The 26,981-nt window shown below is 63.0% G+C and carries 24 protein-coding genes and 1 tRNA gene; 9 read left to right on the top strand and 16 right to left on the bottom strand.

Annotated features, from left to right (window positions below; translation table 11 throughout):
- Positions 1-12: 12 nt before the first annotated feature.
- Positions 13-699, top strand: coding sequence for a dethiobiotin synthase (gene bioD / locus L593_RS14825; RefSeq protein WP_236608616.1), 687 nt, complete (start codon positions 13-15; stop codon positions 697-699).
- 436 nt (positions 700-1,135) lie between these two features.
- Here bioD and L593_RS16125 read toward each other — a convergent pair whose 3' ends face one another.
- The 4 genes from L593_RS16125 to L593_RS14810 all read right to left on the bottom strand — a co-directional run bounded on the left by L593_RS16125 (position 1,136) and on the right by L593_RS14810 (position 3,615).
- Positions 1,136-1,303 carry a hypothetical protein gene (locus tag L593_RS16125; protein WP_187292628.1) on the bottom strand — a complete coding sequence of 56 codons (168 nt, stop codon included), beginning with the start codon at positions 1,301-1,303 and terminating at the stop codon, positions 1,136-1,138.
- A 72-nt stretch (positions 1,304-1,375) separates the two neighbouring features.
- Positions 1,376-2,911, bottom strand: a complete 1,536-nt coding sequence (locus L593_RS14820) for a replication factor C large subunit (protein WP_020447789.1) — start codon at positions 2,909-2,911, stop codon at positions 1,376-1,378.
- A gap of 77 nt (positions 2,912-2,988) precedes the next feature.
- The gene (locus tag L593_RS14815) at positions 2,989-3,348 is read right to left on the bottom strand and encodes a type II toxin-antitoxin system PemK/MazF family toxin (RefSeq protein WP_020447788.1); all 360 of its coding nucleotides are present in this window, start codon (positions 3,346-3,348) and stop codon (positions 2,989-2,991) included.
- 6 nt (positions 3,349-3,354) lie between these two features.
- The gene (locus tag L593_RS14810) at positions 3,355-3,615 is read right to left on the bottom strand and encodes an AbrB/MazE/SpoVT family DNA-binding domain-containing protein (protein ID WP_020447787.1); all 261 of its coding nucleotides are present in this window, start codon (positions 3,613-3,615) and stop codon (positions 3,355-3,357) included.
- A 257-nt stretch (positions 3,616-3,872) separates the two neighbouring features.
- On the opposite strand from L593_RS14810, the gene L593_RS14805 reads away from it, so the two are divergent.
- Positions 3,873-4,580 (top strand): helix-turn-helix domain-containing protein, encoded by a 708-nt coding sequence (locus L593_RS14805; RefSeq protein ID WP_020447786.1) that lies wholly within the window; start codon positions 3,873-3,875, stop codon positions 4,578-4,580.
- A 56-nt stretch (positions 4,581-4,636) separates the two neighbouring features.
- Here the strand turns inward: L593_RS14805 and hmgB are convergent, their stop codons facing one another.
- The 3 genes from hmgB to L593_RS14790 form a co-directional block, all read right to left on the bottom strand.
- Positions 4,637-5,974 (bottom strand): hydroxymethylglutaryl-CoA synthase, encoded by a 1,338-nt coding sequence (hmgB, locus tag L593_RS14800; protein ID WP_020447785.1) that lies wholly within the window; start codon positions 5,972-5,974, stop codon positions 4,637-4,639.
- Positions 5,975-6,064: 90 nt separating this feature from the next.
- On the bottom strand, positions 6,065-7,969 hold the full coding sequence (locus tag L593_RS14795; RefSeq protein ID WP_020447784.1) for a PKD domain-containing protein: 1,905 nt from the start codon (positions 7,967-7,969) through the stop codon (positions 6,065-6,067).
- A 199-nt stretch (positions 7,970-8,168) separates the two neighbouring features.
- Complete coding sequence (locus tag L593_RS14790; RefSeq protein ID WP_020447783.1) at positions 8,169-8,753, bottom strand: DUF2150 family protein; 585 nt, start codon at positions 8,751-8,753, stop codon at positions 8,169-8,171.
- A gap of 172 nt (positions 8,754-8,925) precedes the next feature.
- Here L593_RS14790 and purD point away from each other — a divergent pair, with 172 nt between their 5' ends.
- Complete coding sequence (gene purD / locus L593_RS14785; RefSeq protein WP_020447782.1) at positions 8,926-10,248, top strand: phosphoribosylamine--glycine ligase; 1,323 nt, start codon at positions 8,926-8,928, stop codon at positions 10,246-10,248.
- A 50-nt stretch (positions 10,249-10,298) separates the two neighbouring features.
- Here purD and L593_RS14780 read toward each other — a convergent pair whose 3' ends face one another.
- Positions 10,299-11,180, bottom strand: a complete 882-nt coding sequence (locus L593_RS14780; RefSeq protein WP_020447781.1) for a polysaccharide deacetylase family protein — start codon at positions 11,178-11,180, stop codon at positions 10,299-10,301.
- Between the two features lie 88 nt (positions 11,181-11,268).
- Between L593_RS14780 and dph5 the strand changes: the two genes are divergently transcribed.
- Positions 11,269-12,048 carry a diphthine synthase gene (dph5, locus tag L593_RS14775; RefSeq protein ID WP_020447780.1) on the top strand — a complete coding sequence of 260 codons (780 nt, stop codon included), beginning with the start codon at positions 11,269-11,271 and terminating at the stop codon, positions 12,046-12,048.
- 93 nt (positions 12,049-12,141) lie between these two features.
- Complete coding sequence (locus tag L593_RS14770; protein ID WP_020447779.1) at positions 12,142-13,122, top strand: PLP-dependent cysteine synthase family protein; 981 nt, start codon at positions 12,142-12,144, stop codon at positions 13,120-13,122.
- Positions 13,123-13,158: 36 nt separating this feature from the next.
- Here the strand turns inward: L593_RS14770 and L593_RS14765 are convergent, their stop codons facing one another.
- The 4 genes from L593_RS14765 to L593_RS14750 form a co-directional block, all read right to left on the bottom strand.
- Complete coding sequence (locus L593_RS14765; RefSeq protein WP_020447778.1) at positions 13,159-13,569, bottom strand: CoA-binding protein; 411 nt, start codon at positions 13,567-13,569, stop codon at positions 13,159-13,161.
- Between the two features lie 102 nt (positions 13,570-13,671).
- Positions 13,672-14,304 (bottom strand): ATPase domain-containing protein, encoded by a 633-nt coding sequence (locus L593_RS14760; protein ID WP_020447777.1) that lies wholly within the window; start codon positions 14,302-14,304, stop codon positions 13,672-13,674.
- A 197-nt stretch (positions 14,305-14,501) separates the two neighbouring features.
- On the bottom strand, positions 14,502-15,347 hold the full coding sequence (locus L593_RS14755; protein ID WP_020447776.1) for a geranylgeranylglycerol-phosphate geranylgeranyltransferase: 846 nt from the start codon (positions 15,345-15,347) through the stop codon (positions 14,502-14,504).
- A 200-nt stretch (positions 15,348-15,547) separates the two neighbouring features.
- Positions 15,548-16,981: an ATP-binding protein gene (locus L593_RS14750; protein ID WP_020447775.1), complete on the bottom strand. Its 1,434-nt coding sequence runs from the start codon at positions 16,979-16,981 to the stop codon at positions 15,548-15,550.
- A gap of 88 nt (positions 16,982-17,069) precedes the next feature.
- Between L593_RS14750 and L593_RS14745 the strand changes: the two genes are divergently transcribed.
- Positions 17,070-17,144: transfer RNA gene (locus L593_RS14745), tRNA-Arg, on the top strand.
- A 389-nt stretch (positions 17,145-17,533) separates the two neighbouring features.
- Here L593_RS14745 and L593_RS15445 read toward each other — a convergent pair.
- Entirely contained in the window at positions 17,534-18,397 is an 864-nt protein-coding gene (locus tag L593_RS15445) for a CHRD domain-containing protein (protein WP_081638721.1), read from the bottom strand.
- Positions 18,398-19,078: 681 nt separating this feature from the next.
- Between L593_RS15445 and L593_RS14735 the strand changes: the two genes are divergently transcribed.
- On the top strand, positions 19,079-20,410 hold the full coding sequence (locus L593_RS14735) for a hemolysin family protein (protein WP_020447773.1): 1,332 nt from the start codon (positions 19,079-19,081) through the stop codon (positions 20,408-20,410).
- Between the two features lie 673 nt (positions 20,411-21,083).
- Positions 21,084-21,500, top strand: a complete 417-nt coding sequence (locus L593_RS14730; protein WP_020447772.1) for a hypothetical protein — start codon at positions 21,084-21,086, stop codon at positions 21,498-21,500.
- A 512-nt stretch (positions 21,501-22,012) separates the two neighbouring features.
- On the opposite strand, the gene L593_RS14725 is transcribed toward L593_RS14730, so the two are convergent.
- Both L593_RS14725 and L593_RS14720 read right to left on the bottom strand, forming a co-directional pair.
- Complete coding sequence (locus L593_RS14725) at positions 22,013-22,828, bottom strand: alpha/beta fold hydrolase (RefSeq protein ID WP_020447771.1); 816 nt, start codon at positions 22,826-22,828, stop codon at positions 22,013-22,015.
- Positions 22,829-22,849: 21 nt separating this feature from the next.
- Positions 22,850-23,302 carry an ester cyclase gene (locus tag L593_RS14720; RefSeq protein ID WP_020447770.1) on the bottom strand — a complete coding sequence of 151 codons (453 nt, stop codon included), beginning with the start codon at positions 23,300-23,302 and terminating at the stop codon, positions 22,850-22,852.
- A gap of 227 nt (positions 23,303-23,529) precedes the next feature.
- Here L593_RS14720 and L593_RS14715 point away from each other — a divergent pair, with 227 nt between their 5' ends.
- Entirely contained in the window at positions 23,530-24,690 is a 1,161-nt protein-coding gene (locus L593_RS14715) for a cation:proton antiporter (protein ID WP_020447769.1), read from the top strand.
- A gap of 50 nt (positions 24,691-24,740) precedes the next feature.
- Here the strand turns inward: L593_RS14715 and katG are convergent, their stop codons facing one another.
- Positions 24,741-26,879, bottom strand: a complete 2,139-nt coding sequence (gene katG, locus L593_RS14710; protein ID WP_020447768.1) for a catalase/peroxidase HPI — start codon at positions 26,877-26,879, stop codon at positions 24,741-24,743.
- Between the last annotated feature and the right edge of the window lie 102 nt (positions 26,880-26,981).

The raw sequence follows: 26,981 nt of genomic DNA, 5'->3' as shown, positions 1-26,981 counted from the left end.
CGTCTCGAAGAGTTGCTCGATGGCCCAGGGATCTTCGTGGCAGGAACCGACACGGGCGTCGGGAAGACGATCGTTACCGCGGGACTCACCGGCGTGCTTCGCGAGCGGGGCGTCGAAGCAACCGCGATCAAACCGGCCCAGACCGGAGCCCCGGCGGATGACGACGCTGCACTCGTCGCGAACGCCTGCGACGATCCTGCCGCGAGTACCTGTCTCGAGCGACTCGACCCGGCACTCGCCCCACGCGTGGCTGCCGAGCGCGAGAACGTCGACCTCTCCTACGACGTCATCCGCGACGACTGCGAGGCCGCCGTCGACGCCTCGGGATTCCCCGTCGTCGAGGGGATCGGTGGCCTCCGAGTCCCACTCACGGACGACCGCGAGGTGATCGACCTGATCGTCGACCTTGGTCTCCCGACACTCGTCGTCGCTCGTTCCGGTCTCGGGACGCTCAATCACACCGCGCTGACCGTCGACGCACTCCGGGATCGCGGCGTGGCAGTTCCGTTCGTCGTGCTCAACGAGTACGATGGGGCGACCGTCGCCGAACGGACGAATCCAGCAGAACTTCGGCGGATGCTCGACGTGCCGATCGCCACGGTTCCGACCTTCGAGGCGAGCGATCCCGCGGCGATCGTACCCGCAGTTCGATCGGCCCTCGCTGGATCGGGAGGACAGGACGGCGACGCTGGAGAGTGAGTTTGGCCGGCGTCAGCAGGGAATCTCACTGCTTGGTACCTCGTACAGGCGATCGTACCCATCGGAAGTGCGCTCTGGGAGGGTCCGTCGCCAGCCGCGCCCGGGGAATCACTCGCGATAGTGACCGGTCAGGCGGAGTGGCGGTCCTCCCGAGCGCCGTCGCTGGAATCGACGAGGAGGTCCCTGAGGTCCCCTCTCGCGATGCCCGGGTGTCAGGTGGTCTCGTAGGTCTGAATCGGTCGCCGGGGCCCTGCAGACGGGACACGGGTAGTCTGCTGGCAGTACGATCGGGCGTTGGAGCTGAGATATATGAAAGATCGTGTTGTCGGAATGATATCACTATGGAGTTGAGTTTTCCATGGCTGCGCACGTATTGGGGACAGGGGTCCGAAATCGAAAAAGATGCGACGGACCGCGACCGCCGAGCATAGCTACGTCAGGGTCGGAGGGGTTGCTCGGGTTCCTGTTCGTTGTCGACGCCGTGGAGGACGTACGTCGCGAGGTCGCTCTTGCGATGCTGGACCATCAGATGGGTCCGAAAGCCGTCGGCTTCGTCTGTCTCGTGCTCACACCATGGGCACTGGAGGGAAGTTGAGGGGACCATCCTGTGTCGCCGATAGATACTCCACGAACGGTATTCAATCGTTCGTCCCTCGTCGTAGTGATACGACGACTATCAGAAGAATTCGTCGAGGCCGGATTGATCCTCTTGATCGTCCGCTCCGTTAGCGTCCGCGTCAGGTTCTGACGAGTTCCCTGCCGAATCCTCCTCAGCCGAATCGGTCCCGTCGTCGTTCGTCCCGGAGTCTGCCAGGGTGGACTGGCCGTCCGACTGGGCAGCCGTATTGCTCTCCGCCTGTCCGGATACCCCGTCCTCGTCGGAGCCGTCGGTCGTTCCGTCGTCGCGAGTCGCTCCCTCGAACGCGCCCTGTGACGCGTCGACGGCAGCGGACTCTTTGAGCGATGCCGCGTCCTCGACGATCGACTGGACCTTGTTGGTATCCTCGCCGCTCCCGGTGAGGAAGGACAGTTCGCCGGCGTCGAGGTCGTATGCGGCTGCGACGCTGACGGTGAGATCCCGGGGTTTGCAGTGGTGGGTCATCGCGGCGAGATACGGGACGACGCGTCGACGCGCCGTGCCGAGCGAACAGCCTTCGCGTTCGGCGATGCGCTGGGCGATGCCGTCTCGCGTGTTCCGCGTTCCTTTCGATCGGCCGAGTTTGGACCGGAAACTCGGTGGTCCGTAGCGAGTCCACCCGCCTTTCGGCTCCCGACGGGATGCGGCGACGCCGGCGACCATCGCGTCGCTCGCGTAGCGCCAGTACGTGTAGTTCTGGGTGGCTCGAACGCGCCCGAGCCAGCGGTCCGCGTTGGAGAGGTGGTCGTAGGCGTCGGCGAGTTCGGCGCCCTCGTAGTCTTTCGGGACGTTGTCCTCGATCCACTGGATCAGGTCGTCGGGCGTCTCCTCGACGTCGTAGGAACTCTTCAGCGCGTCCTCGGCACCCTGCTCTTTGATGACCAGGTCGAGAAAGTCGAAGATGCCGACGGATCCGTCGCGTTCGCCAGTGGACACGTCGGCTTCGGTGAGTCTGTCGCGGCCCTCCGCGATCGCCTGGAGGTCGTTGATCGCGGATCGGAGGTCGCCGCTCGTCCGTTCGGCGACCGCCTCGAGCGCAGCGTCCTCGAATTCGACCCCTTCCTTGCGGCAGATGTCGCGGAGCACCGGCACGATCGACCGTGCCGAAACGTCGCGGAACTCGATCTCCTGGCAGGCGTTCCGCAAGCCGCGAGACATGTCGTAGAACTCGTTGGCGACGAGGACGATCGGCTGGTTGGCGTCCTTGACGACGTCCGTCACCGCGCGAGAGCCGCCGTAGTCGGCGTTGCCGTGGAAGTTGTCGGCCTCGTCGAGGACGACCAGGCGCCGCGTTCCGCCGGTCAGCGTCGCCGACTTCGAGGCCTCGCCGGCGATCCGCTCGACCACGTCGCGAGTGCGATCGTCGCTGGCGTTGAGTTCCATCACGTCCCAGCCGAGGTCGTTCGCCAGCGCGTGGGCTGCGGACGTCTTCCCGACGCCGGGGCGACCGTGGACGATCGCCGCTTCGCGATGGTCCTCCCAGGACTCCGCCCACTCGCGTAGCTCATCCCGGGCAGCGTCGTTACCTCGCACCTCGGTGAGCGTACTCGGGCGGTACTTCTCCGTCCATTCCATCGAAATTCAGTTGGCAGGGTCGGGGGTTAGGACTTGCGGAGCGGCGGTGCGATGGCAACGGACGCAGCCGAAGCCGCTCACTCCAGCGGGCCGCCGAGATCCAGACTGTACTCCAGTGCGCGGTCGACGTCTAACAGCACGTCCTCGGGAAGCCGACCGAGCGTCTCCACGACGTCCCGCTTCACGTCGACGGTGTTCGGCTGGCTACACAGCGCGACCGCGTGTTCGGACAGTCCCGCGTCTCCAGCACGAACGAGGACCTCGTGCGGATAGCGTTCGTTCCCGAACGCGGTCGTCAGGGGGACGACGACCGTCGTCGAGGCGTGTTCGTTCCCCACGTCGTTCTGGACGACGACGCAGGGTCGAGTCGGCCGCGAGTCGCCCGTTTCGCTACGCCCGAACGCAACCAGCACCACGTCACCGCGATTGACGTCCATCCGGGATCACCACTCGGGAACGTCGTCCGGGTCGTCGCGGTCGGTCGCGTCGGCCGACGTTGTGCGTGCGACGGTCCGGTCGCGATCGTTCCACTCGCGGTAGCCCTCGGCTAGCCTGTCGTCGACGGTCCGCTGTGCGATGACGATCTTGTCCTCTTCGGCGCGGACGACGACCTCGTCGCCGCCGCGGATCCCGAACTGCTCGCGTAGATCTTTCGGAATCGTGATCTGTCCTCGTTCGCCGACGATCCGCGTGTCCCGGCCCATGCTATGCGTTCATACAGGGAATACTCGCAAAAGGATTGTGCGTGTAGGAGTGGCACACAGCAACGAGGCGCATGTGCTTCGCGCATGGGGCGCTCTTGCCCGATCTCACGTTGTGCGTCCCACCATCTTTCCTCCACGCATTTGAGGCGGTCGGAACTTTTCTCCTCGCGGTAGAGCCATCCAGTGATTTCCGATTCCCGATGGAGGCACCCGAATCTGCCGTAAGCGCTAACTATCGGCCACGTAACATCGGGGCTATGGGAGAGGGGCCGCGCGGCGAGCTTGCCGAGAAGATCGCCGGCGAAGTCGCGCTCAGCGACGATCCTGGTGCGACCTTACGAAAGTGGCGTACAGACTTCGACGTGACACAGACCGAACTCGCGGAGATACTCGACATCTCGTCGTCGGTCATCAGCGACTACGAGAGCGGTCGCCGGGACAGTCCCGGCATCGCGGTCGTCCGCCGCATCGTGACCGGGCTACTCGACATCGACGAGCGTCGGGGCGGTGACCGTATTCGACAGTACGGCCGCGTGCTCTCAGCAGGCTTCGAGAGCGACGTCGTGCTGGATCTCAGAGAGTACTCGGCCGCGATCTCGATCGACTCGGTGTTCGACGAGATCGGCGCCGAGGGGCTCGTCGACGGCGAACGCGATCGCATCACGGGACACACCGTCATCGACAGCGTCGAAGCGATCCAGCGGCTCTCCAGCGAGGAGATATTCAATCTCTACGGGCAGTCCACGAGCCGAGTGCTGATCTTCACTGGCCTCACGCGGGGCGAATCGCCGCTGGTCGCCCAGCGCGTCGTGTCACCGACGCCCAACGCCGTCGTGCTGCACGGCATCGACGAAGACGAGCTCTGGGAGCACGCACCCGATCTGGCACGCGTCGACGGGTTCGCCCTCGCTACCTGCACGACGCCGCTGGAGACGGTGCTCGACGGGCTCGAGTCGCTTCCCTGAACGAAGGCGCGCCACGTCCCCCGCCCGTCAGGGAAAAACAAGAACGTCGCCGGCTGTTACTCGACGTAGCTGTACTGCCGTTCACCCATCCGGCCCCAGCCGTCGAAGACGAACTCGTTCTCCGGCGTGGTGAGGGCCTCGATGTCGGTGTCGAGGTCGTGGTTGTGGGCGTCGTGGATCGTCTCGTACTCCTCGAAGGTGAGGTCGTAGCGCGAGTCGAGTTGTTCCTCGACGTTCATCGCCTCGATTTCCTCTCTCCAGCCCGACTGGACGTATTCGGCGTGAACCTCCGCCTGCGCGCCGCTGCCATACGATCCGACGCCGAGGGTCTTGCCCTCGAGGTCGACGTCGTTCTGGTAGGCGTGTCGAAGCGCACTCGCTCGTGCGATGTGGACGGAGCCGGTGTACCAGTTGCCGACCTCCCGAGAGATCGATAGCGTGGGTTCGACGACGGCCTCGTACCACGACTGGTAGGTCTCCGTTTCCGCAAGGGCGTCGGTGTACTCCCGAACGGCGTCTTCGTAGCTCTCGCGGTCCTCGAACTCGGACTCGCGGGGCTGCCGACCGATTTCCTCCGCGAGCGAGTCTTCGACGTCGGTGTCACGCGAGGTGTGTCGATAGGCGAGCAGTGCGGCCTTGCGCACCATCCCCGGGAACGGGGTGTGGAAGGGGATGTACGCGAAGGAGTCGGGGTGAATGTCCTCGGCGATCGCCTCGTAGTCCTCCAGGGCCTCCCGCATCCGGGCGAGATACACCTGCATCGAGCGCTTTCCGTCGACGCTCGGGAACTGCTGCTGGGGTTTGAGGAAGTCCGTCTCGTCGGCGCTCCCGAACCCCTGCTCGGTGGAGAGTTCGACGAGTGACGGATCCTCCGAGATCAACATCGCTACTGCCCCAGCGCCCTGCGTCGCCTCGCCGGGATCGTCGCGAGCGTAGAGTGCAGTGTCCGTCGCGATAACGAGTGCTGAGCGGCCGCGGCTCCGCCCCGACTTGATCCAGTTGAACGCGTCGTTGACGCTCTGGGTACCCGAGATGCACGCGAACTTCCGCTCGCCCTTGTTCGCGTGGTGGAAGTCCCCCTCGTAGACTTGCTCCAGGCAGCCCGCGATGTACGTCGAGACTGGCTTGGAGTTGTCGAAGGCACTCTCCGTCGCCACGTCGATGCGGCCGATGTCCTCGGGTTCGAGTCCCTTGCGGTCCATCAGCCGATGAGCCGCGTTCGCGCCCATCGTCACGATGTCTTCGTAGCTGTCCGGGAAGGAACTCGAGTGGAGCCCCAGACCCTTGGTGTACTTGCCCGGGTCCTCTCCCTGCGCCGGCGCGAACGTGCCCGGCAGGTCGAGTTCGAGGTTCCCCACCCAGATCTCCATGGCGTCGATCCCGACGGCTGTCATACTATCTGGTAGGCAGTCGGCGCGGGATAAGGGCTTGTCGATCGTCGGGTTCGACGATCGTCGATGTTCAGGCGTCGATTTCGATGATATTCAGGCGACTGTGACCGTTTGTGTACTCGTATAGGTTAATCCGTTGACCCTGTAAGTAAGGGTGATGGTGATCGATTCGCCCTGCATGTTTCTGGGGTTGCCGCCATTGTTCTGGAATTCCGTGAGGTAGAGAGTGAGTGAGCTGCTACTCGGGAATGGCGCGGTTGAACCATCCGCGGCGAGGCTCATATCCGCAGGAAGCGTGTATCCACTCGGTGCATCGGCGAAACCGACCTGGCCGTTATTGTCGTACAACTCGACTTCGGGATAGCCGAGCCGGGTCCCGTCAAGTTGGCTAACACGATTTGGCGTATCGTTGACTTTTACAGATACGATCGTCACCTCATCGTTGCGAATACTGGAAAGATCCTGTTGGACGACCGATTCGTACGTCGACCACGTGCTGGTTTGGCCAAATGAGATTCCACCACCTGAGGATATGGTCTTGTTCACCGTGTCCGTCGCCCCATCATCGTCAGTGACGGTCAAAGACACGTTGTATGTCCCTGGTGGACTGTAGGAATGACTCGTCGACGAGCCAGTACCGGTCGAACTGTCCCCAAAGTTCCAATCATACGAGACGATGGAACCGTCGGGGTCGTTCGACGAACTCCCATCGAACGAGCAGCTGCTGCCAGTGCAACTCCACGTAAAGTCGGCGCTGGGGCCAGTGTTCGCCGGCGTGTTACTACCGGCATAGCGAATGCTGATGTTAATCAGATCGCTTCCATCTCCAGATATCGCATAGACTCCGACGGTCCCATTCATCCCTTGTGCAGACAACGTAGCAGTATTGGTGCCGCTGGTGGTTTCCCCGTCTCCAGACACGTTCGCAATAGCCGATTCGTTGACAGCGAAATCCACGTCCACACCGTCGAGGGACGGAACCGTCTCCGCCGTGATGTTTAATTGAGAATCAGTGTCGGCAGAAACGTTCCACGTGCAGGCGTCCGCGTCACATGGTTCCTGCGTTCCAGTCTGTCCGGATGGGTCCCTCCAGTTTAACGAATAGCGCGAATCTCTAGAATCGGAACCATTGGAGGATGGAGAGTGTATAGCGTACCGGTCAGTTCCATTAACGCCACTGCCGACCCCTACGAGCGCCATCCGTAGCTGGTACTCCTTTCGGTCAAGCTGCACCGTAATTCGCTGCCCGTCGTAACCCGCGACGCGTGCATCGTCGTCACCGAACGTCGTCCCGAGCGTCTCATTCCAGACGCCCGGCGTTCGCGTCGGGAGGTACAGTTCGATCGGCCCGGAGGAAGCGTTCGTGATCGTGATGGGATCGGTGGGGCCACTCACAGTCGTCGGATCGAGTGATACGGACCCAGTTCCCTGTTCTGCGTAGTTCCCCTGGAGGACTGTCAGCGTCAACCGATCACCACTGACGATCCCCTGGCCCGTCATCGCGTTCGTCGCGTTGTTCTGGAAGACATTGAACGCGAGCGAGTGCTCAAGGATCGTCGTTCCGCCGTCGTCCAGTTCGAAGTACCTGGGAACATAGACGATACGGCTTGTAGAGTGGTTCCCGTTCACGAGGCCTGCCGCATTCCCGTCGTAGCTGCCCTCGACCTGCGCGTTACCGAAGGAAAGGTTCCCCACCGGCCTCGTCACGATTTGACCGTGGACTGGCGGCGGATTCACGAAAATCGTCCGGGGCGGATACTGTGTTCCGAGCTTCACAGACACGGATTCGGAGACTCCCTGTGAGCCCGCGTTCGATATCGCATTTCGAAGCTCCGTCAGGTCCTGTCGGACCTCCTCATTGTGATTGAACTCGACCTCGGCGTTCTGGTCCGCGACCACTTCTACTTGGTAGATCGTAATCGCAATGACGACGAACCCCAGCAGAATGGCTGCCCCGACCTGCACGGACTGGCCACGTTCGTCGTCGAGGAGCCGCATTTTACGGGAGATAGTCGTGATCGACGTAAAACCCTTGTTGCCCCACCAGGCTCCGGGGTAGGCCAATCATACTGGTACGGAAAGCGCAGTAGTTTGGGCCCCGCACCACTCTGGCAGGACCGTGGTAGATGCGTCGCTCACGGGTCGATTCTACCGACAGGCTGGCTGCGTGCGACGGAAAATTAGCGACTGGTCGTCCTCAGTCCTCGTCGTCTTCCTCGACGACCTCGGGATCGCTCATCGCGCTCTGGAGGCTGTCGAGGCCGTTGATCCACTCGGTGACGAGGCCGTACTCGAGGTCCTCCGCGACGCTCATGTCGAGTTCCTCGCCGTCGATGACGAGCGTACCAGCCTGGGCCGCGAAGCCGAGCGCGGCGTCGAGGTCTTCCTCGGCTTCGGCGTCGGCCGCGGCGCGGAGGTACTCTGCGACGTCTGCGTCCTCGGCGGGGCCGCCGACGATGTACTCCTCGGACGCGTAGAAGACGCACATCAGACTGGTCTGGACGCCGTCGACGAGAATCGCGGTCTCCTCGTCGTCGAGACCGGGATCGTCGAGCACGACGTCGCGGATGTCGGCGATCTCCTCCATGGCCTCGTCCTCGCCGAGCTGTTCGTCCTCGTACGCGGTGACTATCTTCGCGACCGCGAGCGCAGCGTCGTCCTGGAGATTCAGAAGGAGGCGTGCGGAGTCCTCGTCCTCGGGGTCGATGTCCTCGTTCGAGAGACGGTCGATCCAGTTCTGCCAACGATCCTCGGAGTAGAACTCCTGTGGCGGCTCGCTCATACCCGAGCAAACGGGTGTGCAGTGAAATGCCTTTCTCTGCGGCCCGGCGAGGGTTTTCGATTCGTAATCCCCTCCCAGCCCGGGGAATCACCTCCCTGAACGGCCTTTCCATCGGTGGAGTGCGCCGGGAAGAACGGCAACCTTTACACAGACTGCACGCCCGCGTTCAGCCATGAGCGAAACCGTGCTGCTGGTGGGCGGCGGCGGGCGCGAACACGCGATCGCGCGGGCAGTCGCCGACAGCGACGAGGACGTGGAACTGTACGCAGCAGCTTCGAACAAGAACCCCGGCATCGCCGAGCTTTCGTCGGGATTCGTCACGGTCGACGAGACCGACGCCGACGCGATCGTCGACTACGCGACGTCCGTCGGCGCGACGCTCGCGGTGATCGGTCCGGAGAGCGCTCTAGAGGCTGGCGTCGTGGACGCACTCGACGACGCCGGGATATACGCGTTCGGCCCCCGCGAGGCGGAGGCCCGCATCGAGACGGACAAGGCCTACCAGCGGGAGTTCATGCGCGAGAACGACATCCCGGGTACGCCGGACTTCCAGGTCTTCGACGACGCGGAGGAAGCAGCCGAAACGCTCCGCCGGTACGAGGGCGACATGGCGATCAAACCGCGTGGGCTCACCGGCGGGAAGGGCGTTCGCGTCACCGGCGACCAGCTCACCACGGAGGAGGGCGTCGAGTACATCCTCGAAAGCGACTACGAGGAGTTCGTCCTCGAAGAGCGCCTCGTCGGCGAGGAGTTGACAGTCCAGGCGTTCGTCGCGAACGGATCGGTGCTCATCACGCCAGCAGTCCAGGACCACAAGCGCGCCTACGAGGGCGACGAGGGACCGAACACCGGCGGAATGGGCTCCTACACCGACGCCTCGTTCCAGCTACCCTTCATGACCGAGGTCGACTCCGCGGAAGCGCTCACGATCCTCAAGGCCGTGATCGACGAGCTCCCGGCCTACAAGGGGATCCTCTACGGGCAGTTCATGCTCACCGAGGACGGCCTGAAGGTCGTCGAGTTCAACGCCCGCTTCGGCGATCCCGAGGCGATGAACACTCTGCCCGCACTCGAGACGGACTTCGTCGAGATCCTCCAGGCAGCGCGGGATCGCCAGCCGATGCCGGAAATCTCCTTCGCGGAGAAGGCAACCGTCGTCAAGTACGCCGTTCCCGAAGGCTATCCGACCGACCCCGAGGACGGCGCGACCGTCACGATCGACGACGAGGTCGTCGCCGACGTCAGCGACGCGTACGACGGCGAGGCGCTCCTCTTCTACGCGAGCGTCGACGACCGCGACGACGGCATCTACACGACGACCTCACGGTCCTACGCCGTCGTCGGCATCGCCGACACCATCGCCGAAGCCGAAGAGATCGCCGAGGCCGCACTCGAGCGGGCTGGTACCGAGGGTCTCCGCGTTCGCCACGACATCGGGAAGGCGGACCTCGTCCAGTCGCGGGTCGACCACGCCGAGGAACTCCGCGGCGACTGACCCTCGCGTTCTGCGAACGACTCCCCTCGCCGTCGGATGGCCAGACGCGTTCAGCGCGTTCTGTCCGCAGTGCCGACGCACTCGGAGAACGTCGTGAGTTCGATCCCCCTGTCTCGCGCGGCCTCGATCACGAACCGAACGCGCTCGGCGGGGACGGTGTCCCAGTCGCTGTGGCCAGCGAGGATACCGAACCCACCGTCCCTCGCCACGGCGTCGAGGTAGTCAGCGATCTCGACGCGGGTCAGCGCGTCCGTCTCGAGGTAGTACCTGCGGAGATTCCAGGCCGGCGTCCCGGACGGATTCGGGAGCGATCGGACGGCCGCGTTGGGGATCACGCCGTACTCCGAACGTGCGATGCGATGGGCCCGAACGTCCGCCGCGTCGTACGGGAACACGAATCCCGCCGGCTCGAAGCCGTGGTCTCGAAGGTCGGCGCCCGATCCCCGAATTTCGGCGTCGAGGAGCCGGTCGGGCAGCCGAAAGACCGTCTCCGAGGCCGACCACGAGTCGGCCACAGGCTCGGCGAGTTCGACGTACGGTGCAGCCTCGTCGGATCCCTTTCCAGCGACCGTCACTGTTTGGCGTCGATCCGCGTCGACGAGTTCGTACTCGTCACCGACGTGCACGCCGGATTCGTTCTCCGGGAAGACGTGGCTCTCGATCGGGATCCGGCGAGCGTCCGCAGCCACGTCGTCGGCCAGGTGGTGCGGTCGAAGCACTCGGTGATATCGACCGTGGGCGAGCACCTCCCCGCCGAGGTCGACGAGGTCCCGAAGCTGGTCGACGTCGAGGTGGCCGTCGCGGGCCACCCACTCGCTCACGATGGCGAACGACGCCGGCGCATCCCGGGCGTCGAGCACTGGACGAAGCTGCGCGAAATCCGATCGGTACCCATCGTCGAAGACCAGCGCGAGGCGACCGTTCTCGGTCATAGCCGTCCTCTCACTCGCCACTTGATAAATATCGGGGGGACGGCCGGCGTGCACACGCCTTAAGCCACAGGCCACCCCAGCAACGGCCATGCTCACCTTCGTCGGCCTGGGACTCTACGACGAGGACTCGATCACGCGTGCGGGGGAAGCGGCGATCGCCGACGCCGACGCCGTCTTCGCGGAGTTCTACACCAGCAAACTGCTCGGGGCGACGGTCGAGGACCTCGAATCCCACCACGACGTCGACATCGACGTCCGCGATCGGGCCGGCGTCGAGCAGGATCCAGAACCGATCCTGGAGGCGGCCGAGAGCGGTGACGCCGTCTTCCTCACCGCTGGAGATACGATGATCGCGACGACGCACGTGGATCTGCGGCTGCGGGCGGCATCCCGCGGCATCGAGACCCGGGTCGTCCACGGCGTGACGGCACAGTCCGCTGCGAGTTCGTTGACCGGGTTGCAGAACTACCGGTTCGGACCAGCGACGACGCTTCCGTTCCCCGACTCCCACGGAGCGGACGGCCTCCCGGCGAGCGTCACGGACACCATCGAGGACAATCGCGACCGGGGACTCCACACGCTCGTCTTTCTCGACATCAAGGCTGCGCAAGATCGGTTCATGACGGCGGACCGGGCGGCAGCCCTCCTCGCAGCCGCCTACGGAGACCTGCTCGGCGTCGTCGTCGCTCGCGCCGGGAGTCCGGAGCCCCTGGTCGTCGCGGATTCGATCGAGTCGCTTGCAGATCGGACGTTCGGCGAGCCGTTGCACCTCCTCGTCGTTCCCGGCGATCTGCACGCCATGGAAGCCGATGCGCTCGCCGAGTTCGGTGGCGCTCCGAACGCGCTCCTGCCGGATCGCTTTCGATAGTCACACCACCGGCGTCAGTGCATATCGTCGTCCGACGGTGGACACCCCTGTTCGGGACAGCACTTTACTCCCGGTGCCCGAAGCCTGCAGACGATGACGACGCACGGGGAGCCACTCGACTCGGTCCTCGACACGGTCGGAGAGACGCCGCTCGTGGCCGTCCACGCCGCGCCGGACGACGTGCCGATCTACGCCAAACTGGAGTCGTTCAATCCGGGCGCGAGCGTGAAAGACCGGATCGGGAAGTACATGCTCGAGGCGATGCTCGAGCGAGGAGACGTCGCACCGGGAGGCACCGTCGTGGAGCCGACGGCCGGCAACACCGGCATCGGCTTCGCGGTCGCGGCCGGCGAACTCGAACTCGACGCCGTGTTCGTCGTTCCCGAGCGGTTCAGCGTCGAGAAACAGCAGTTGATGGACGCACTCGGCGCGACCGTGGTGAACACGCCTACCGAGGACGGAATGCAGGGAGCGATCGATCGTGCCCACCAGCTCGCCGAGGAACTCGAGGACGCGGTCGTTCCCCAGCAGTTCTCCAATCCGCTCAACGCTCAGGCCCACGCAGCGACGACTGGACCGGAGATCATGCAGGCACTCGACGAGGAGGTCGGCGCGATCGTGGCTGGCTGTGGAACCGGAGGGACCCTCATGGGGATCACGAAGGCGGTCCGCGAGGAGATCCCCGACGTACACGTAGTCGCCGTCGAACCCGAGGGCTCGACGTTCGGGGAGCTGTTCGGTCGCGATCCGGACGAAGACGAGTACAAGACGGAGGGCATCGGCACGCACGACGTCGCGACGAACGACCTGTTCGAGCCCGACCTCGTCGACGACCTCCTGACGATCGACGATCGCTCGATCCACGCCGAGATGCGTCGCCTCGCGACGGAGGAGGGACACCTCGTCGCCTCCAGCGCAGCAGCGAACAGTCTCGCCGCCCAGCACGTCGCGGAGGGAATCGCCGACGGAACGATCGACGCGCCATACGACACCGTCGTCACGGTGTTCCCCGACTCGAGCGAGCGCTATCTCTCGAAGGGCGTCTATCGGTCGTTCGAGGAGTGGCAGGGGTAGGCTGCTCAGCCTGCTGCTGTCGGCATCGATCGGGGGTTACGCTGTCATAAGCTCCTGGTGTTCGACCTTCATGCAGCGATCCTGCACCACGATCATCCCTGCGTCGCGGGCCCGTCCCGCGGCGTCGTGATCGGAGATACCCAGTTGCGTCCAGATTACGTCGACGTCGTCCCGTTCGATCGCCGCGTCGACGATGTCCCCGACCTCCTCACTCGGTCGGAATACGTCCACCACGTCGATCGGGCCGGGGACGTCTGCGAGGGAGTCGTACGCTTCTCGTTCGAAGATTTCTTCGGCGAACGGGTTGACTGGCACGACGTCGTAGCCGTGTTCCAGGAGGTACTTCGGAATGTCGTGGGCGGCCTTTCCTGGGGACGTCGAGCATCCGACCACGGCGATCCGATCGAGGGAAAGCACTTCCCGGAGCTGGGCGTCGGTCGGCGGCATGGTCGAAGTCAGGAGGGGCGGGGCAATAAGCGAGTTGGACAGCGGCTGCAGCACTTGCTACGTACGAGCGAGAAGCATCGAGAACGTGCTACCGAACGACAGTTACGCCGACTGAATGCCGGCCGTCGAGATCGACTGCTCGCCGGCGTCGTCCTCGTCGACCTCGATCACGCCGTCGAAGAGCTGTTTGAGAGTGTTCATCGTCTGGTCGTCGTGGGCCGTCGAGTCGATGACGTAAAGACCGAGCGCGTCGGCGCTCTGGATTCGGCCGGTGAACACGTGGAGGAATCGAAACACCGTCTGGAGGTTCGAGTACATCAACAGCGTGGAGATCGAATGAAGCAAGATGCGATTTCGCTGGACGCCACGCCCGTCGTAGAACTCCTCGAGGAACTCGGAGAGTTTGATCCCGATACCGGTCATGTCGACGGGAGAGGAAGCGTATTTGACCCGTGCAGAATCCTCGACGTCGCCTGCGCCCTGTTGCTTCGTGACGCAGTCGACGACGCCGACCGGGGAGTCCTCGAGACCGCTGGCGAAACGGCCGTACTCGTCGAACACCTTCTCGGCGCCGTCCTTCGTCGAGACGACGATCACGCCCTCGCCATGATCGGTGCCCCGAGCCAGTATCTGAAACGCAACGCGTCGCTTGCCAGTCATTGGTGGCCCGGAGATCAAAAGGTTCGTTCCGGGGCCGATCTCGGCGTCAGGCAAGACGTCGTCCAGATCGTACATGCTATATCGAGACTCACTGCTCGACGGAGTCCAGTGCTACCGGAAAATGAGTGGATACCCATATAGTACTTGTGATTGGTACCCCCCGCTTTCCGGCGTTCCTCCGGTGAATCGAGTGGTGTCGAACGAGGAGCAGACCCGGCGAAAACGGCTGCGGTTCCCTCGTTCAGCCGCCGCAATCAGTCGCTCGTCCCGGCTCAGGAGAGCGGTACCGCGCGTCCGACGACGAACGCCAGGGTGGCTACCAACATCCCGTACTTCAGGAACGACTGGCCCCTGGTAGGGTCCTCGAAGCTACGATAGCTTGCGTAGACGAGGATCGCGAGTGCGGGAACCACGACGATCAGGTAGCTCACACCGAGGGCATCAACCAGGTAGGGTGCTGGGCTGACGAGGACGGCGACGAGTACGAGCAGCACGGCGAACTGGAGTGAGCGACGTTCGCCGATCGCGATCGGGAGCGTGTTGAGTCCTTCCGAGCGGTCCCCCTCGACGTCCTCGACGTCTTTGACGACCTCCCGCGCCAGTGTCGAGAGCGCGGCCAGCACGAACAGCACGAGCGCGGCAGCGTCGGGCGTCGCGACGGCCGCTGCCCCGAACAGGAACGTACTCCCACCCAGGTACGCGACCACCACGTTCCCGGCCCCGGGAAGGCCTTTGAACAGTTTGGTGTACGCGACGAGCGCCACGAGGTTGACGAGCGCGATCGCGATGGCCAGCGGAGGCAACGTCAATGCGAGTACCACTGCTCCAGCGAACAGCCCACCGCTGAAGAGGAGTGCACCCCTCGGTGACACCGCTCCTCGCGGTAGCGGCCGATCTGGTGCATTGATCGCGTCGATGTCGCGGTCGAAGTAGTCGTTGATCGAGTTCCCCGCAGCGACGCCGAAGATCGTGGCGACGACTGCAGCGGTCGCCGCCAGTGGCTCCTCGAACGCACCGCCAGTCACGTACGCTCCGACGAAGGTCAGGACGCCCGACGTGATCGCGTTCCCGGCCCGCGTCAGATCGAAGTACCCCCGAAGGGCCGTTCCCACGTCCATGCCCGATTCCTGCGATGGCCAGCGGATAAATGGCGCGGATCGTCGACAGTCGTCGATCGCCGTCCCGGGCTAATCAGACCGCCCCGAGGTGATCCGGCGATCGTCGGAGGCATAGCACCGGCTATCCCACAGGGTCGTGACTCATCGTGGTAGGCGTCGTTATCGGGATACTCGGGGCCGGTACATCTCCAGTGAGTAGCTCACTCGTCACCGCCTCCATCCGGTGGGTGAACGACGCGAACGTCGAATCGAGCGCCCCCGGCGGCCCCGTTCGTGGCGTCGATCGTCCATCCGTGAGCGTCGGCAATCTCACGGACGATCGAGAGACCGAATCCGGTCCCATCGGCTCTCGTCGTGAACCCGTGCTCGAATATCTCACTGGGATCGTCGCCTGGGATCCCCGGCCCGTCGTCCGTCACCGCGAACCCGTCAGCGGTATCCTGAACCGCGATCGCGACGTCGTCGCCGCCGTGCTCGACGGCGTTGCGAAAGAGATTCTCGAAGAGGGTCCTGATCCGCTCTGGATCGCCCTCCACCGTGCGAAGATCGCCGACGGTGAGTGTGCCACCAGCAGCGACGGTATCCCAGGCGTGCCGGGCCGGCAGTGCGAGATCGACTGGCTCGGGATCGTCCACGACCGATCCCTGGCGAGCAAGTTCGAGCATCTCACTGATCAGTTGGTCCATCCGATCGAGGGCCCACTCGACGTCCGCCACCGCTTCCGAGTCGCCCTCGAGTTCTCGGAGTCGTCCCTGCGCGATCGCCAGCGGATTGCGCAGGTCGTGACTCAGTGTGCTCGCGAATCGTTCGAGTCGCTCGTTCTGACGGGCGAGCGTACGTCGGTTTCGTTCGCGCTCGGAAACGTCGATCGTGACGCCGACGATCCCGCGGAGTCGGCCGGTCGAATCGTACCACGGCGCTTTCGTGGTCGAGACGTAGTAGTCCTCGTCACCGGACTCGGAGGCATCTTCGAGTTTGTCGACGATCGGTTCACCGGTCTTCATGATTCGCTCTTCGTCCGCTGCAGTCTCCACGCCGAGTTCCGGGCCATAGAGATCGAAATCGGTCATCCCGAGCGCGTCCGCCGGATGGTGGATGATCTTCTCGTCAGGCGTCTCCATGTACGGAGGCCCGATCAGTTTCGGGAAGTGTTCGGAGACGTGCAGGTGCCGGCCCATCGCGTCCTTGAAGTAGATCGACAGTGAGACCGGCACCGCGTCCGTCAAGGTACGGAGCATCCCCTCGGCGTCCCGCAGCGGATCGTCCCCGGCGGCGCAGGCGTCGTCCACCGCCGCCACGAGCGACTCGAGGCCAGCCGATCGGGGGACGTACGTATCGACGTCGAGTTCGATGGTCCGTGCCGCCAGTGCTTCGGAGCCGGCGTAAGGATAGCAGACCGTCGGTAGCAGCGCATCCGCCTCGTTGATCACAGACAGGACCGCAACGACGTCGACCCCGTCGCCCCCTGCAACCACGAGGCAATCGACGGCACGTTCGTTCGCGAGTTTGCGCGCGGATTCCACCTCGGTCGCCGCCCGTACCTCGTGCCCTCGCTCGGTGAGGGCGGTTTCGATCTCGGCAACACCCCCGTCCTCGGTTGCGATGAGGCCAACGATGCCGGGACGGTGGCTCATGCTAACTCGCGACTCGTTCGAGCCAGATAATACTACCCGCCACGGTGAATCGTCGGACTTAAACGCAATCCAGCGATACGTCAGCGCAGGGCGCTTAGCTCAGTCTGGATAGAGTGCTTGGCTTCGGACCAAGTTGTCGCGGGTTCAAATCCTGCAGCGCCCATATTTTCCCGAGATATAATCGCACGGCAGCGTCGAGGTGGCCCGCCAACCGAACGCAGCGCCGTTGCTTTCATTCGATGGTCGAACAGCGAGTGATTTCCACAGGGATTCGCGTACAGCCAAACTGGTGGCAATTCGGAAAATCAATCGCCGATTGATGAGCAATCGTGCTTGCGCCGAATCGGAGAACTCGGGTCAGAATCATCCCAGGTTTTGTCAGGAATTCCGTGCTGAATACAGAGGTTAAGTGCAGTACGATGACCTTATTTCTTTCGCACAGAAATATGTGGATTATACGTACACTTCACGTGCGAACAGAACACGGCCGGTCTGGAATTGACAAATGTATTATGGCTCCCCCTGAACAACGGAGACGGTTACCGTAATCAACTACTCATCGTCGTCATCTCTTCGGCGTCGATGATGATCGCCTCGTCCACGCCCCCGGGCGTCGTCGGGCCCGTGATCTGGCCCTCGACCACGACCGTCATCATCTGGCTCTCGACCACGCTCATCATCCCCATCGGTCTCTGGATCGTGATGTCGTTGGCGTCCTCGGGTGTTATCGTGGTGGTGAATAATCTCGTCGTTTTCGCGGATCAGCAATCGAGAGTCGGGTTGCATGTGGAGCTGTCCACCCTCATGCCAGATGTCGTCCATCTCGGTGAACTTGATGTCGATGTCTTGAACTTCCATCAATTGTCCCCGGATTTCACCCTCAGGATGTTCGACTGTGTGAACGTTCACATACGTTTCCTCATTTTGCATGGCGTCTACGAGTATCTGGAACGATTCACCCTCGAACGGCCCGAGAAGATCGTCCTCCGTGATCGTACCGGTTGCGTGAACGCCGTTGAAGGTAACTCCCCCCTCAATTTCCCCTGTGTAGACACCGTCCTCATCTCGCTGGCCAAACAGAAACGCGACGACATCACCGGTCTCTTCGCGCTCTCCGGCGTGAATATGTGCTTGAGTAACTCCCTCAAGTTCCGTATTGAGTAATACGTAGTGAAGTTCGGATGCATCCTGTGACAGACTGAAGACCGCAGCGCCGACACCGTCACTTTCGAGCGGCGGATTCTGTTGATCGCCGGTCATCGAACCGGCACTAAACAATGCGGCAGCGTCGAAATCCTCGTCGTCCTGTGCAAGTGCTATCGGCACCTGGGTGAGCGCCAGCGCGCCCGCCCCCGCTTGTAATAATTCACGTCGATCCATAGTTGAGCTGAACACTGCGTGCAGTGTTCCGCTCATACTGCAACAGCTACAAATATAACTACACTGACAGTTTGATAGCTGATATGTCTTCGTTTACTTGGCTGCTACTGATCGGTCACTACACATCACAGATTGGTTCTCAGTTTGTGCAACATTCGCGCCCTGTATCTCGCACAGCTATCGAAACATCTCTTTGAACTGTCTAAACTGCGGTGGTCAATACGCACGTTCTATTCAGCATGGTTTGGATACATGCTCAGAACCAGACATTCACCACTTCTCAAATGCCCGAATAAAGCAGCCTCACGCCGCAAAGGTCGATTCGTTCGATCATCGAACCAGAGCCTGCAGCGCCCACTCCCTTGGGAAGTTGTCGCGAACGCAGTGAGCGACTGCTCAAAGCGGCTTCGCCGCTTCGGTGGACGGATCTGAGGAGCGAGAAGTGTAGCGCGAAGGATTTGAACGAGACCAAACGCGCGCATCGAAACGAGCACGTCTGGGCGTACTTCACAACCCTGCAACGCCCAGAGGTGCGTCTTGATATGATCGCCAGCTAGCGCGGCCATTTCCGGCCGAACAGGCCGGTCCGCTGCGTTCGTTCGATGATCACGACAGTCGGATCGCTGCGAGCATCTTTTAAACGATTTTTGTAGGTGGAACGAGATGCACGACTATGGTCACACGAGAATCGAACAGCCGAAGCCTCCAGCCCCACCAATGGTAAACCTCGCACTCTCACTGGCGCAGGTCGTCGTTGCGCTGGTGCTCGTGGTACTCAACGGCTTCTTCGTCGCTGCAGAGTTCGCCTTCGTGCGGATACGAGGGACATCGGTCGAACAACTTGCAGAGGAGGGGCGCACCGGTGCGGGGACGTTCCAGGAGGTGATGGAGAATCTCGACGACTATCTCGCCACGACGCAACTCGGTATCACCATCGCTTCACTCGGATTGGGATGGGTCGGCGAACCAGCAGTGGCGGCACTCATCGAGCCCGTACTGGAATCGGTTCTCCCGGCGAGCCTCATCCATCTCGTCGCGTTCGCAATCGGTTTCAGTATCATCACGTTCCTTCACGTCGTCTTCGGTGAACTCGCGCCGAAGACGCTCGCAATCGCCCAGACAGAGCGACTCTCCCTGTTCCTCGCCCCGCCAATGAAGATCTTCTATTTCTTGCTCTATCCGGGGATCGTCGTGTTCAACGGTGCCGCCAACGCATTCACGCGATCACTCGGCGTCCCACCCGCTTCCGAAACGGACGAGACGCTCGGCGAACGGGAGCTTTTGCGGGTGCTCACTCGATCGGGTGAGGGGGGTGACATCGACGTCGCGGAAGTGACCATGATCGAGCGGGTCTTTGATCTCGACGATATCGTGGTGCGGGAGGTGATGGTTCCACGACCGGACGTGGTGAGCGTTCCGGCTGATAGCTCGCTCTCCGACCTTCATTCGATCGTCCTCGAGGAGGGGCATACGCGCTATCCAGTGCTCCAGGCCGACGACGGCGACCAGGTGGTCGGATTCGTTGACGTCAAGGACGTGCTACGCGCGGAGGTGGGAGGCGAGAACGCCGAAGTGGTCGGCGACATCGCACGCGAGATCATCATCGCCCCCGAGACGATGGCGCTAAGCGATCTGTTGCGACAGTTCAGGGAAGACCAACAGCAGATGGCCGCAGTGATCGACGAGTGGGGGGCACTAGAGGGGATTGCAACGGTCGAAGACGTCGTCGAGGCGCTCGTCGGAGACCTCCGGGATGAGTTTGACGTGGACGAGCGTGAGCCCTCGATTCGCCAGCGTGACGACGACGGGTACGACGTCGATGGCGGCGTCCCGCTGTCAACAATCAACGACGTGATCGAGGGAGACCTCACGAGCGAAGAGGTCGAAACGATCGGCGGACTTGTACTCGAACAACTCGACCGTGCCCCGGAACGTGGCGATCGCGTCGAGATTGACCGGCACGTCCTCGAGGTGACGGGCGTCGAGGGGACTCGAATTTCGACGATTCGGGTCCACGATCGTGCGGTGGATGATCCAGGGCCGGACTGAGAAGGGTGCGGAGTTGCTCGGTGGGATCCGCGTGAGTTCTCTCAGTCGACGGAGCTTTGACTGCTGACGCTCCATTCTATGGAGCCATCCAACTCTCGATTCGATGACTCCCGTATCCAGTGGCAGCACTCCTGTTGTCGAGACGAGTGGCAGAACCCCGTGCCAGATACGTGGATTCGATTCAGTACGGGATCGAATACGCGTGTAGAACTATCTAATGTTGCCACCTCGGACACACCCGAATCCAGTCCCGGCGTCGCAAAGATCTCCGTTTGACAGTCGAACCGGAGCCTGCAGCGCCCATGCTCCTGCGAGGAACGTCGTGACGAGCAGCGCTTGGTCCAACGGTTCGAACCCGGCCAGAGGCAGCCCGCGCAGTGGAAGTGAGCAGGAACCTCTGGCTCCGGTTCAACGCCTGCAGCGCCCACGACCACACTTCACGGTCGAGGGTACGGGACGACAGAAGGGGTATCTATCGCTTCAGTGCCCTGATTCGTGATTGCAACCCGTGCCGAGGCGCATCTGCTTCCGTCAGGCGTTCACAATTCGTCGACGGTCGTCCAGTCTATCACGCCGAACGGTTCAATTTCCAGTCAGTTACTGGACGGACGCCACGTAGCTTCCCCACCGCAATCGTTGTCACCGCGGAACACCAATTCAATCTGGTGGAGTGATGACCCTCCAGACAGCCCTCACTGAAGAGATGAGCGAGAGCATCGTCAGCGCCGTCCGAACGAGTCTCGGGGATACGCTCCGGAGCGTCGTGTATTTCACCCCATCGAATTTCGACGTCCTCTATACGAGGCAGGGACTCTACGAATCGACCCATACTGTGAGAGAGGCCAAGTCGCAACTTGTCGAGTTCGAACGAACCGGGTTCGCCGAGGGCCCAGTGCGTACGATGCTTGCCCAGCGCGAAGATGGCACGGACATCGGTGCCTACGAGTTTACCGTGAGATTCCACGAGGACGGTTTCGTCGTCCGAATCCTTCGAGGTGATGCGGGCGTTCTGTTCACCACCGATAGCATGGACGTCAATGCCTTCGAAGACGCGGCCAGTGCACTCACTGGACTGCTGGCGGAGGAGTGATCCCTCCCGATACCCCTCTCAATCGCGACGACGCTGCTTACGCGTCCGTGTTCCACCTGGAATCGGGTGCGGTGGAGACAGTATATTCGGTGACTCCAGAGTTTGGAGTCGGCAAACGAACCACGGCACGCGTATCGGTGACTACTGAAGAAGACGTTACCGTGAGGGGTTCTTCCCCTATCTCCGACCATGATCCGTTTAGTTCTCACCGTGCGTCTGGTGGTGCGATGCAACCGAACGCTCTCGGAGGCATTATCCGACGAAGGGGCTTCGAATAGTGTGTCGACCGACGCCACGTCGAGATGCAGGTTGCCGACGGCCACCGCAGAGTACGGCGACCGGCCTTCGAGGAGCGCTCGACAGTGGTGACGGCTGATCCGTCGACGTCCGCTGTCGCCGCTCGGATCTCGACAGGGTCGTCTCCGAGGAAAGGGCCACGTACTCCGGGGCGTTCTGGAAGGCTACGTCGTCGGTGGTCCTGTCGGGATTCCCGCGTTACAGCCGTAGGGGGATCACCCCCCAACTCGGAGCAGGTCCCGAACTCGGTGGCTCCTGTTCTCAGATGCACTCGCCTCCATCTGCACGGCGTAGACGTCGTCGAGGAACCGTGCCACCTCCGCCGTGAACGTCTCTGCATCGTCCATCGGGGCGTAGTGGTCGCCCTCGATCCATCGCAAATTCGCCTTGGCCCTCGCGGCGAGGGCACCCGCCTGCCCTGCAAGCAGTTCCGTATCGCCGTGGATAATCAGCGTCGGCCCGCCGTAGGCTTCGACGTCCTGCCAGGACTGTCGAAAGGTGATATCCCGGATGGCGCTGACGAAGCCCGTCCAGTACGGGTGCGTGTCCTCGTGCGGGGGCGGCAACTGCGTCTCGTCGTCGGGGACGTGCTTGAACCGCCGAGCCAGTCGGGGGAAGTGCGAGAGTCCCTCGAAGAGAGAGGACTGAAGACGTTGGGCGACACTCAGCGCCAGTCCCACGGGCGACCGCCAATACCAGTTGTAGGCGGCGCCTGCCAGGAGCAGTCCATCCACTCGTTCGGGATCGCCAGCCGCAGCACGAATCGCAACGTATCCCCCCAGCGAATGGCCGACGAGGGCTGCAGTACCGAACGAGTCGAGGACGCGATCGACGTCGGCGACGGCCCGCTCCATCGAGAATTCGGGAGCGGGATGGACGCCGTGTCCCGGCAAGTCGATTGTCACGACGCAGTACCTGTCGGCCAGCCGCTCTGCGTGGGGCGTCCACGCGTGGCGCGTCCACCCGGCTGGATGGAGCAGGACGACCGTCCGATCCGACTTCGCGCCGAAGGTCGAAACCCAATCTGGCATCTGAGGGGTGCGTGACGGAAGTCAGTCGTCGGCGGCCGGTACCGCCTCACTGATCTCTTCGGGATCAACGCCGAGTTGTCGAAAGAATCCGAGCGTATCCGGTTGTATCCACCATTCAGTGACCTTCCCGTCGTCCAGGTGGAGGAAGGCCGTGGTCTGTATCTCGTATTCTCTGCCGGTTGGTTCCATCCCCAAGAACTCGCCGTCGTGGGTGCCACGCTCCGTCATTCGGATGGCGACGGTGTCATCATCCGCGACGACGTCGTGAATCGTCTCCGTGGAGTCCGAAAATGCCTCGTTGTCGCTCTGGTACATCTCTTTGATCGCCTCACGACCACGGAACTCTCCCATCGGCGTGTGTACCACGACGTCCGCGGCGAAAATCTCGTCAACTGACTCGAGATCACCCTGCTCCTCGACTTCGTCACGGATCCGACGAACGATGCGCTTGTTCTCCTCGGCTGTCGTTGACATGGTATCCCACCTCGAACTTCGCTCACCACCACCAAAGTCGCGCTTTCGATTTCCATACCATCAATTACCTGATTGGTACCGCGTGATCGGTACCGAAGCGAAAACTCGGCTGGACGGCCGGACGAAATCGATTTCTCTTCTCGTGTCCCCGGCAAACGACGCGATCGGTGCAGTCGTCCTCTCCGTTGGAGCAAGAGACAGGTGAATGCGAGCACAACGTGGTCCCGATGGCGGACGTCCTGCTCGTCGTCGGCGCGACCTTGGCCGTCGCGCTCGTTTTCGGCGAGGTTCTCGAGCGCCTGGGGGAACCTGCACTCGTCGGTGAGATCGTGGCGGGCCTCGTCCTCGGGCCGTCCGTCGTCGGTCTCATCGACTACGACGGCACCTTCGCCGTGTTCGCAACCATCGGTGCGATGCTGCTCTTCTTCGACGTCGGCTACGAGCACCTCGACCTCACGGAACTTCTCGCGGTCGGTCCAGCAGCGATCAGCATCGGCCTCTGCGGGATGGTGGTGCCCGCAGCCACCGGCGTGGCACTGGGGCTCGCATTCGGCTACGGTGCGGTCGAGACGGCGTTCCTGGCGCTCGCGCTCTCGGTTACCTCAATCGCGGTCACCGCACGAACGCTGGTGGACCTCGAGCGACTCGAGTCGCGGATCGGACACCGCATCGTCGGCGCGGCAGTCGTGGACGACGTACTGGGACTGCTCGCGTTCGCCCTGCTGTTGACTACCGTCTCCGGAGAGGGGTTCCAGGCGGCCGTGACGACGCTTGGAAAGGTGATCGTGTTCTTCGCCGCCGTCGCGGTGGCACGATTCGGAATCGTCGCGTGGCTCTCCTCGCTCCTCGCACGATCACGTCAGATCGGGGTGGACGTCCTGGCACTCCTCAGCGCGGTGTTTCTCGGCAGTTACGGTGCAGAAGCGGCCGGTCTCGACGTCACCATCGGAGCGCTCGTCGTGGGGCTGCTCGTCGGTGAAAATGAGCGCTTCTCGCGACTGGAGGTCCGGGAGGGCATCGTCGGCATCGGGTACGGCGTGTTCATACCGATATTCTTCGCTGGCGTGGGCGCCCGAATCGACCTTCGGGTCCTGAGCACCCTCGACGCGTTCCTCATCGCCGTCGTAACCCTCGGGGTAGTGTCGAAGTTCGTCGGCGGACTCGTTGGCAACGCCATCGCGGGCGGTGACGTCGGCGAGTCGGTGGCCATCGGCGTCGGTATGGTACCCAAAGCGGGAGTCGGCCTGGCGATTGTCGGTACCGCACTCACGGAGGGATACGTAACGAGGCAGCTGTTCTCGGCGTTCGTCTTGCTCGTGCTCGTCTCGGTGCTGGTAACGCCGTCCCTGCTCCAGATTGCGATCCGACGCATGACCGCCTTCGAGTGACGACGGGGGCGAGAGGCGAAAACCGCTGGCGTCGAGAACCGCCGCTCAGTTCACTCGAGGTCGAACCGATCGGCCGTCATCACCTTCGTCCACGCGTCGACGAAGTCCTCCACGAACTTCTCCTCCGCGTCGTCGCTCGCGTAGACGTCCGCGATCGCTCGGAGCCGGGAGTGCGATCCGAAGATCAGGTCGACGCGGCTCCCCTTCCACTCGCGTTCGCCCGTTTCGCGGTCCCGGCCCTCGAACACGTTCTCGTCGTCCGAAACCGGCTCCCACTCGACGCTCATGTCGAGCAGGTTTACGAAGAAGTCGTTGGTCAGCGCCTCGGGCTGCTCGGTGAAGACGCCGAGTTCGGATCCCTGGTAGTTCGCGTTCAGCGCCCGCATGCCGCCCACGAGCACCGTCATTTCGGCTGGCGTCAGGTCCAGCAGATCTGCCTTGTCGATCAGGTGTTCCTCTGCGGGTCGGTCGGTCTCCTCGCCGAGGTAGTTCCGGAACCCGTCCGCCTTCGGTTCGAGAGCCTCGAAGGATTCGACGTCGGTCTGGTCCTGGGTGGCGTCGGTACGTCCGGGCTCGAACGGAACGGTGACGTCGTGGCCGGCGTTCGCGGCGGCCTGTTCGACGGCCGCGTGACCGCCGAGCACGATCAGATCTGCGAGGGAGACGCGCGTGTCGTCGGATCGTGACTCGTTGAACGAGGCCTGGATCTCCTCGTAGGTCTCCAGGACGGCGTCCAGCTCCTCCGGTTCGTTGACCGCCCAGCTCCGCTGGGGTTCGAGCCGGATGCGAGCGCCGTTTGCGCCACCGCGCTTGTCGCTGCTGCGGAAGGTGGAGGCGGACGCCCAGGCAGTCTTGACGAGCTGTGAGATGGAGAGATCGGACTCGAGCAGTTGCCCCTTCAGGTCGGCGGCCGCTGCGTCGTCGATCAGGTCGTAGTCCGCGACGGGAAGGGGGTCCTGCCAGATCATCTCCTCCTCGGGAACCTCCGGGCCGTGGAACCGCGACGGCGGCCCCATGTCGCGGTGGGTCAGCTTGTACCAGGCCTTCGCGAAGTTGATGCCGAACTCCATCGGGTTGTCCTGGAAGCGCTCGACGATCTCCCGGTAGTCGGGATCCTTCTTCAGGGCGATGTCCGTCGTGAGCATCATCGGAGTCGTCTGCTCCGACTCGTCGTGCGCGTCCGGGACAGAGTCCTCCAGTTCCTCGTCGACCGGCTTCCACTGCCACGCGCCGCCGGGGCCCTCGTGGGGCTCCCACTCGTAGTCGAGCAGATTGTCGAGGTACCCCAGGTCCCACTCGATAGGCGCCTGGGTCCACGGACCTTCGATCCCGCTCGTGATCGTATCACCGCCCTTGCCCGAGCCGTACTCGTTCTTCCAGCCGAGGCCCTGCTCTTCGATCGGCGCGGCCTCGGGTTCGGGGCCGAGGTGCTCGGACGAATCGGCACCGTGGACCTTCCCGAACGTGTGCCCGCCGGCAATAAGGGCGACCGTCTCCTCGTCGTTCATCGCCATGCGGTCGAAGGACTCCCGAATGTTCTCCGCGGACGCTTCGGGATCAGGCTGCCCGTCGGGGCCCTCCGGATTCACGTAAATGAGGCCCATGACGGTCGCGCCGAGGGGCTCCTCCAGCTCCCCGTCGTCGGTGAAGCGATCGGAGGCCTCCATCTCGTTTTCGGGGCCCCAGTAGACTGCCTCGTCCGGCGCGAACGCGTCCTCGCGGCCGCCGGCGAAGCCGAACGTCTCGCCGCCCATCGACTCGATGGCGACGTTCCCGGCCAGGATCAGCAGGTCGGCCCAGGAGAGCTTCCGTCCGTACTTCTGCTTGACCGGCTGGAGCAGTCGGCGTGCCTTGTCGAGGTTCGCGTTGTCGGGCCAGCTGTTGAGTGGCGCGAAGCGCTGTGCGCCCTCGGAGGCTCCGCCGCGACCGTCCGTGGTCCGGTAGGTCCCTGCACTGTGCCAGGCCATCCGAATAAAGAGCGGCCCGTAGTGACCGTAGTCGGCCGGCCACCAGTCCTGCGAGGTCGTCATCACGTCCTCGATGTCGGCTTTGACGGCGTCGAGGTCGAGGGACTCGAACGCCTCTGCGTAGTCGAACTCGTCGCCCCAGGGATCGACGTCGCGAGCGTTCTGGTCGAGAATAGCTACCTTCAACTGATTCGGCCACCAGTCCTGATCGGACCCGTTCATCAGCAGTTGATTATCGCTTTCACGTGATAAGATTGTCTGATTCGGAAGTCAAGTCCCGCTTTCAGCCAAATAATCTACCTAATATAGGAACATTGGTCATCG

The sequence above is a fragment of the Salinarchaeum sp. Harcht-Bsk1 genome (assembly GCF_000403645.1).
GTDB lineage: Archaea > Halobacteriota > Halobacteria > Halobacteriales > Salinarchaeaceae > Salinarchaeum.
Note: the sequence above shows the minus strand (reverse complement) of the source record. Positions and strands in the feature narration are given on the sequence as shown.

Coding starts and splice junctions, on each gene's coding strand:
- L593_RS16125 (WP_187292628.1), bottom strand. CDS start 1,303: ATGGTCCCCTCAACTTCCCTCCAGTGCCCATGGTGTGAGCACGAGACA.
- L593_RS14820 (WP_020447789.1), bottom strand. CDS start 2,911: ATGGAATGGACGGAGAAGTACCGCCCGAGTACGCTCACCGAGGTGCGA.
- L593_RS14815 (WP_020447788.1), bottom strand. CDS start 3,348: ATGGACGTCAATCGCGGTGACGTGGTGCTGGTTGCGTTCGGGCGTAGC.
- L593_RS14810 (WP_020447787.1), bottom strand. CDS start 3,615: ATGGGCCGGGACACGCGGATCGTCGGCGAACGAGGACAGATCACGATT.
- L593_RS14805 (WP_020447786.1), top strand. CDS start 3,873: ATGGGAGAGGGGCCGCGCGGCGAGCTTGCCGAGAAGATCGCCGGCGAA.
- hmgB (WP_020447785.1), bottom strand. CDS start 5,974: ATGACAGCCGTCGGGATCGACGCCATGGAGATCTGGGTGGGGAACCTC.
- L593_RS14795 (WP_020447784.1), bottom strand. CDS start 7,969: ATGCGGCTCCTCGACGACGAACGTGGCCAGTCCGTGCAGGTCGGGGCA.
- L593_RS14790 (WP_020447783.1), bottom strand. CDS start 8,753: ATGAGCGAGCCGCCACAGGAGTTCTACTCCGAGGATCGTTGGCAGAAC.
- purD (WP_020447782.1), top strand. CDS start 8,926: ATGAGCGAAACCGTGCTGCTGGTGGGCGGCGGCGGGCGCGAACACGCG.
- L593_RS14780 (WP_020447781.1), bottom strand. CDS start 11,180: ATGACCGAGAACGGTCGCCTCGCGCTGGTCTTCGACGATGGGTACCGA.
- dph5 (WP_020447780.1), top strand. CDS start 11,269: ATGCTCACCTTCGTCGGCCTGGGACTCTACGACGAGGACTCGATCACG.
- L593_RS14770 (WP_020447779.1), top strand. CDS start 12,142: ATGACGACGCACGGGGAGCCACTCGACTCGGTCCTCGACACGGTCGGA.
- L593_RS14765 (WP_020447778.1), bottom strand. CDS start 13,569: ATGCCGCCGACCGACGCCCAGCTCCGGGAAGTGCTTTCCCTCGATCGG.
- L593_RS14760 (WP_020447777.1), bottom strand. CDS start 14,304: ATGTACGATCTGGACGACGTCTTGCCTGACGCCGAGATCGGCCCCGGA.
- L593_RS14755 (WP_020447776.1), bottom strand. CDS start 15,347: ATGGACGTGGGAACGGCCCTTCGGGGGTACTTCGATCTGACGCGGGCC.
- L593_RS14750 (WP_020447775.1), bottom strand. CDS start 16,981: ATGAGCCACCGTCCCGGCATCGTTGGCCTCATCGCAACCGAGGACGGG.
- L593_RS15445 (WP_081638721.1), bottom strand. CDS start 18,397: ATGAGCGGAACACTGCACGCAGTGTTCAGCTCAACTATGGATCGACGT.
- L593_RS14735 (WP_020447773.1), top strand. CDS start 19,079: ATGGTAAACCTCGCACTCTCACTGGCGCAGGTCGTCGTTGCGCTGGTG.
- L593_RS14730 (WP_020447772.1), top strand. CDS start 21,084: ATGACCCTCCAGACAGCCCTCACTGAAGAGATGAGCGAGAGCATCGTC.
- L593_RS14725 (WP_020447771.1), bottom strand. CDS start 22,828: ATGCCAGATTGGGTTTCGACCTTCGGCGCGAAGTCGGATCGGACGGTC.
- L593_RS14720 (WP_020447770.1), bottom strand. CDS start 23,302: ATGTCAACGACAGCCGAGGAGAACAAGCGCATCGTTCGTCGGATCCGT.
- L593_RS14715 (WP_020447769.1), top strand. CDS start 23,530: ATGGCGGACGTCCTGCTCGTCGTCGGCGCGACCTTGGCCGTCGCGCTC.
- katG (WP_020447768.1), bottom strand. CDS start 26,879: ATGAACGGGTCCGATCAGGACTGGTGGCCGAATCAGTTGAAGGTAGCT.